The organism is Desulforamulus aquiferis (assembly GCF_030577015.1).
In the GTDB taxonomy this organism is placed as follows: Bacteria; Bacillota; Desulfotomaculia; order Desulfotomaculales; family Desulfotomaculaceae; genus Desulfotomaculum; species Desulfotomaculum aquiferis.
Genome location: NZ_JARPTC010000004.1, coordinates 150,658 through 156,657 on the forward strand (window position 1 = coordinate 150,658; position 6,000 = coordinate 156,657).

Below are 6,000 nucleotides of genomic sequence, written 5' to 3' on the forward strand. Positions count from 1 at the left end.
AAGAGTGTCTTAAAATAGCTAATTTAAAATAATAAAACCTCTAAGATTTTTTCTTAGAGGTTAGTTCATTCCCATTTTCAGTTGGACTCGATTTGGACAAGTTGGACTTTTGGGAACTTTTTCTGACCTACCTTAACCTTCCTTCAGATTAGCCCAAGCCCCGTAATTACTAGGTTTGTAAGGGTTTATACAATGAAATATTTTAACTTAATATGGTGCGCCTGACAGGAATCGAAGTCCTCTTAAAAAATGACCTGCAGGTATCCGCAAGTCTTGATTTTACTGGGTTATCATCTTATGCCCTTGAGTATGTCAGTCTGTTGGTTGTCAATCTGTTGTTGGCTGGCTTCCAGAGCATCAACTACATTGATACCTTTTCTAATTGCATGGGCATATATGCCTGCAGTAGTTGAGGGACTAGAATGCCCTAGCAAGTTTGAAACCGTTGTAATAGCATAACCTGCATCCAGTATAAGTGAACCTGCAGTATGCCTTAAGTCATGCAGACGAATGTGATGTAATCTTGCCTTTTTAATCACACGGTTCATGGTTCGTCTAACCGCAGAATGGTGAACCACTCTCCCATCCTCATGGAACACCAGGACCTCTCCTATATTAAGGAAAGAAATTTTAGATTTTTCCTGGTTCTTCCTTAGCTCCATCAAGACTTTGAGAGTTTCTTTGTCTATAATAATGGTCCTGCGGGCAGTTTCAGTCTTAGGATCATCCTTAAGCTGGCGGTTCACACTGTCAGCTGCTCGTTTGATTGTAAGCTTTCCAGTAGTAAAGTCAATGTCTTTCCACTTTAGTCCCAGACATTCTCCAATCCTCATTCCTGTTACAGACAACAATCTTATTATAGGATAATGTTTGTAATCTTTAGCTACCTCTAAGAGAAGCTGTAATTCTCCAAGTTTAAGTACTTCTCTTTCCTTCTTAGGAGTCCTCGGGGTTTTAAGGCCAACTGTATAATCTTTTGGCAGTAACTCCCACACCATAGCTTGCCGTAAAGCCGTTCGCAATGTGCCGAAAATGCCCTTTACCGTATGGGGTGCTAAATCCCCTAAATCATTGAGTCTGGTCTGAAGCTTTAGTGTGGTTATTTTATTTAGTTTTAGTTCAGAGAGCTTTGGTTTTAATTTAGCTACATGATAGGCATAAGTTTCAAGTGTTCTTTCTTGAACTGATTCGGAAAGCTTAACCTGCTCTAGCCAAAAATCTAGGTATTTATCAACGGTCATGTTGCTATCTGCCGTAATCCGGGCCATTTTCAGCTTAAGCTCTGCTTCCTTTAGCTTGGCTTCTTTGGGCGTTCCTTTGAAAGTTTCATAGTAGTATTTTTTCTTGCCCAGGGCATCACGACCCAAATAAACAGAAATAGTGTAGCTATTTCCTCTTTTTACTATCCCCAATTGTAATCCTCCTTAAAGAGGACAAGGCAATTAGTTACTTCTACACTGCCTCGTTATTTCCCTGTATGATTACTTTTTTACTTTCAAGATATTTTTGAAGTGCTTGATCGGAAACCCTTAACCCTCTTTCTGAATGTTTGGTTGCTTCAAGTTCTCCGGAATAAATTAATTCGTAAACTTTACTCTTTCTCCTCTTTAATTTTTTAGCCACCTCGGATACTGTATATAATTGCATAAAGGTGTCTCCCTCCGTTACTCATTAAGTAAAACCAACGCTTCCTTAATAACTTTAAGGACGTTCTCCAATTCTGTACGAGTTGCATTCTTTTCTTGGGAATCCATATTCGAAAACCTGGTTTTCAATCTTGTAAAATCCTTAATAGTCTTTTCCACTAATTTTGATGTAGGTTCCTTTTTGGGCATTTGAGCTAAGTGTCTTGTAGCCCACTCAACTGCCTGCTGCCCTGTTAATTTTTTATCCATAATTTCATTAAACAAAGTCTTTTGTGTCTCTGGATACCTTTTTAGTTGAGTAAGTGCCCTGGCGTGCATCTCGTTCAACCCAGACTCACAAAAGGCCTGTTTCATATGATCAGGAAGCTTAAGAATACTAAGTAGTTGATGAATTCTGGCCTTTCCATAACCAAGTTGTTTTCCTACCTCTTCCAGTGTTAACGGCTTGCCTTCGCTTGTCTTAGAGTATTCAATAATGTCTTTTATCGCCAAAGCCATTTCTATTGCTTTTAAATTTTTACGTTGTAAATTCTCAATCAGTGCTTCTAACATCACCTTCATGTGGTTATGTTCATCTACAACTATACAAGGAATAGTCTCTTTCCCGGCCATAGCCGAACCCCGCCATCTTCTTTCCCCGGCAATTATTTCATAATAACCAGGCCTTTCAGCGGGCCTTACCCTGATGGGCTGTATAACTCCGTGCTCCTGGATGGACGCAGCCATTGTTTCAATATCATCAAACTCTTTTCTAGGCTGATCCTTTCTGGGTACAATTCTATCTAAAGATATTTCTTTTATTTTCTGCTGTGGGGAACGAATGAAAAGATCCACAACCTTGTCAACCTTGTCAAACTTGTCAATTCCTTTGCTACCGCCTTCATTCGTATACCTCTCAGCCATCATGCAATATCACCGTGTAACTGCAGTAGTTCCCTGGCCAGGGCATCGTATTCCTGGGCACCGGTGCTGCCGGCATCATACTTTCTTGCAGCAACCCCCTGCCTTGAGGCTTCAATCAATTTACTGTTAACCCGAATTTCAGTGTTAAACACCTTTTCCAGATAGTTATCCCTGACCTCTTTAAGCATCCTCTTATCTTCGTTCCTCCTGAAATCTACCATTGTTAATAACAACGCCCACCCCCTTAGGTTTGGATTAATCCGGCGTTTTACTTTCTCAATTATTTCCAGAAGCTTTGTCATCCCGGCCATGGCGAAGGCCTGGGGCTGTAATGGAATGATAACCTCATCAGCAGCAGCCAGAGCGTTAATACTTAAGACCCCTAAATTCGGGGGTGTATCAATTATTATATAATCGTATTTTTCTACCTGTTCCCTTAACACCCACTTAAGCAACCGGTCTTGTCCTATATCCCCTGCAAGTTCTGCTTCCGCAGCGGATAACATTATACTGGACGGTATTAAATGCAACCCGGGAACATTTGTCTCTTTAATTACCTCTTCTGCCGTTGCTTTTTCCATTAATAATTCATATACTCCGGGGTCATCTTCGTTTAATTTGATGCCAAGACCATTACTTAGGTTCTCCTGGGGATCCAGGTCAGCTAACAGTACTTTCTTTCCGGCCCCGGCAAGAGAAGCACCTAAATTAATAGTTGATGTTGTTTTTGCCGTTCCGCCTTTCTGATTTGCTATTGCAATAATACGACCCATATATACACACCTCCGTATAAAATTAAAAAAGGGCCAGCTGGCCATCAGATTCTACAACTATTTCGCAATCTTTTAGTATCCTGGACTTTTGCAGATTTAAGCTTTTTTGTTCTAAACGCTGAGCAACCGTACAATTGAACCTAATACCTAATTCTTCATAAACCCTAGAAAGACATCTCCCTTCGGCCTGACACTTCAGGTATAGGTGACAGCAAGAAATATTTTCAACCCTACCAAGGTTTTTTAAGTAATAATCTTTCTGTACATTGAAATCTGGTAATTGAAAAGGATAATGCCCCCATAGGCCTAAATTTGAGCATAACATTTTTAACCGTCCATCAGCCCAGGACCTGTAACCAAAGCAGGTCTCCACCTCATCACTTTTCTTTTCGATAGTTCCTTTTTCTAACCGATAGGTACCACAGTGGTCGAAAACCACAACTTGATCTCCAATCCTGATTTTAGGTTTGGGAAGGCCTTTTACACACAACAAAGATTTTGCCCTTATCCAAAGTTCATCAAAGGTGAATTCCCGAATATTTATGGTTAACAGGTATAGTTCCCTACCCATAATATCGCTAAGAACATCCCAATTCCCTTGCAAAGCGTTGTTAATTCCAACAACTAATTTCATAGTGAAACACCCATTTCCTTAGATGCCAGAAGCAATACTAAAAAAATACCTGGTATTCATTTAATCCTACCCTTACATGGCGGACACCGCTTCCATACGATGTAATGTACTCTTTAGCAATCTCACCCGCATCCTTACCGGATAATCTTACACGAATAACCCCATCTGCATTTTCTTCTTTTTGAAATTCTGCTTTACACTTGTACCCGTAATCTCGAATACAATTCAACATGCTGTCCTTAAATCGTTCTATCACAACCTCACGACCCTGATTCATTACCCTGAAACTCATTAATTTTTGATAAAAATTAGCCGCATCTTCATGGCTGATATTACCTTCAAACCGTGTAAAATCAATATCTTCAGAATACGGGGCTGTATTGATCTTTTTATAGATATCTTCAGCACTACTCTTTATCCGCCGTACAGAATACGAATTAACAAATGAAGATAATAAATCAACCAAGTCGAGGGACATTTCATTTACCCGATAATCTCCAAATAGGTAGGAGGCCCTGGAACTGTTCCTCAAGTTAATCAATAGCTGGGCCAATTTAAGAAATTCTTCCCGGGGAGTTTGAGGCACACTTTCTTTTAGGTTCCTCTCATCTTGCCAATACATCATCTGAGTAACAAACTGGCCAAGAATTTTTCCATCCGTTATAGGAATTTGTTTTTCCCTAACCCAGTATTGAACCTGCTCCATGCTAAGTTCGATTATAGACACTACCTCATCCAAGGAGTAATGTTTATTATGATCTATCATAATTACATATTGTTGCACTAATAGCCCTCCCTTTTAAGCATATTTCCAAAAAAACAAATCCCGGGAATGCTCTTACCCCCGAGATTTTATGTAATAAATTGTTATATTAAGTTTGTTGACTTGTTCTAATAACCAGTGATAAAATTTACTTCGAGTTAATAGTTTTTTGGTTTTGGAAGCTCGGGTTGCAGCCCGGGCGTTTTTCTTTTCCAGAACTCTTTCTTTTTGCCTGAATCTCGACCACCCTACTTGTGGACCGGCTGATTAGTTCCTTGACCAACTTATTAACTGTATCCGTTAGTACAAACTCTCCGTATTCCTTCCTGACCAAGCCCCTTCTTTGTAACTCTTCCAATTTGGTAAAAATTAGATCGTCGCATCTACTTACGATTCTGCATATTACCCTGTCGATGTCCTTATCCTTAAGGGATGACACCACATTTATACCCTTTAACAGCCTAAATTTCCAAACCACCTTGCTTTTTCCTTTTACTATGGTTAACTTGCCATCTGCTAATGCTACTTCTACTTGGATAGGATCATGTGGCTTTAAACGCTTCTTCGATGGTGGAAAATCAATATCTCTTACCCTTAATGGGTATTCCAGTGAGCTACATATATTTGCAATACTTCGACCGGTTAATTGTATACATGGGTGACCACTAAGTACATAGATAACACCGAGTATGGCCCGGTCGATTTCGTCCAGGTAATTCAACCTTGTCTTTCTGAAGTCAGTTTTTACTAAGGTCTTAGCAGCGAACCTGGCAAACATTGTCAAGTTATCTCTGGGTTGTAATTTATTTTTTTTAGTCTTATTGTGTTCTTCTAAAAGAGCCATAGTTTTAAATGCATCAACGCCCGTTAGTATTTCTGTATCGTAAAGCACAATATTGTCTTCCCGAAAATGTCTTTTAAAATCAAAGGTTATTTTGGAGTCTTCAAAAGCCTCTTTGTGCTGTATAGCTTCCGTTCCCACCCAACTGGCTCGCCCTTTATTTACCGCATTAAGGGCTGTAGATAGCTTTAACTTGTTCACCGAAAGTCTGCCTTTACCGTCAAAAACAAAAATTTGTTTCCCCGATGCGGCAGAAATGTCCCTCAAAATTGACATACTAACACCCCTCCCATGAGATATTAATAGGTTTGCCACAGGCCCATACCGCCCCAAAATGGGTCCCGGGTGGGCACGGTTTAGATCCTGTGGTTGGCGGGGATTCTAGTCCTGGGAGTTTCCGTAATTCTTCATCAAGGTTTTACTAGGGACTTCTTTGAAGA

General features: G+C 40.0%; 7 protein-coding genes. All 7 read right to left on the reverse strand.

Going from position 1 to position 6,000, the window contains the following annotated elements; translation table 11 throughout:
* Positions 1 to 290 precede the first annotated feature (290 nt).
* Positions 291 to 1,412: a tyrosine-type recombinase/integrase gene (locus P6N53_RS03970; protein ID WP_304541369.1), complete on the reverse strand. Its 1,122-nt coding sequence runs from the start codon at positions 1,410 to 1,412 to the stop codon at positions 291 to 293.
* 40 nt (positions 1,413 to 1,452) lie between these two features.
* A complete protein-coding gene (locus tag P6N53_RS03975) occupies positions 1,453 to 1,647 on the reverse strand; it encodes a helix-turn-helix domain-containing protein (protein WP_304541371.1) in 195 nt (64 codons plus the stop codon).
* Positions 1,648 to 1,664: 17 nt separating this feature from the next.
* Positions 1,665 to 2,552 carry a ParB/RepB/Spo0J family partition protein gene (locus P6N53_RS03980; RefSeq protein WP_304541373.1) on the reverse strand — a complete coding sequence of 296 codons (888 nt, stop codon included), beginning with the start codon at positions 2,550 to 2,552 and terminating at the stop codon, positions 1,665 to 1,667.
* Positions 2,549 to 3,322, reverse strand: a complete 774-nt coding sequence (locus P6N53_RS03985; protein WP_304541374.1) for a ParA family protein — start codon at positions 3,320 to 3,322, stop codon at positions 2,549 to 2,551. Before P6N53_RS03985 ends, P6N53_RS03980 begins: the two co-directional genes overlap by 4 nt.
* A gap of 22 nt (positions 3,323 to 3,344) precedes the next feature.
* Positions 3,345 to 3,956, reverse strand: coding sequence for a hypothetical protein (locus tag P6N53_RS03990; RefSeq protein ID WP_304541375.1), 612 nt, complete (start codon positions 3,954 to 3,956; stop codon positions 3,345 to 3,347).
* Positions 3,957 to 3,993: 37 nt separating this feature from the next.
* Complete coding sequence (locus P6N53_RS03995; RefSeq protein ID WP_304541376.1) at positions 3,994 to 4,740, reverse strand: hypothetical protein; 747 nt, start codon at positions 4,738 to 4,740, stop codon at positions 3,994 to 3,996.
* A 127-nt stretch (positions 4,741 to 4,867) separates the two neighbouring features.
* Positions 4,868 to 5,836, reverse strand: coding sequence for a hypothetical protein (locus P6N53_RS04000; protein WP_304541378.1), 969 nt, complete (start codon positions 5,834 to 5,836; stop codon positions 4,868 to 4,870).
* Positions 5,837 to 6,000: the final 164 nt, after the last annotated feature.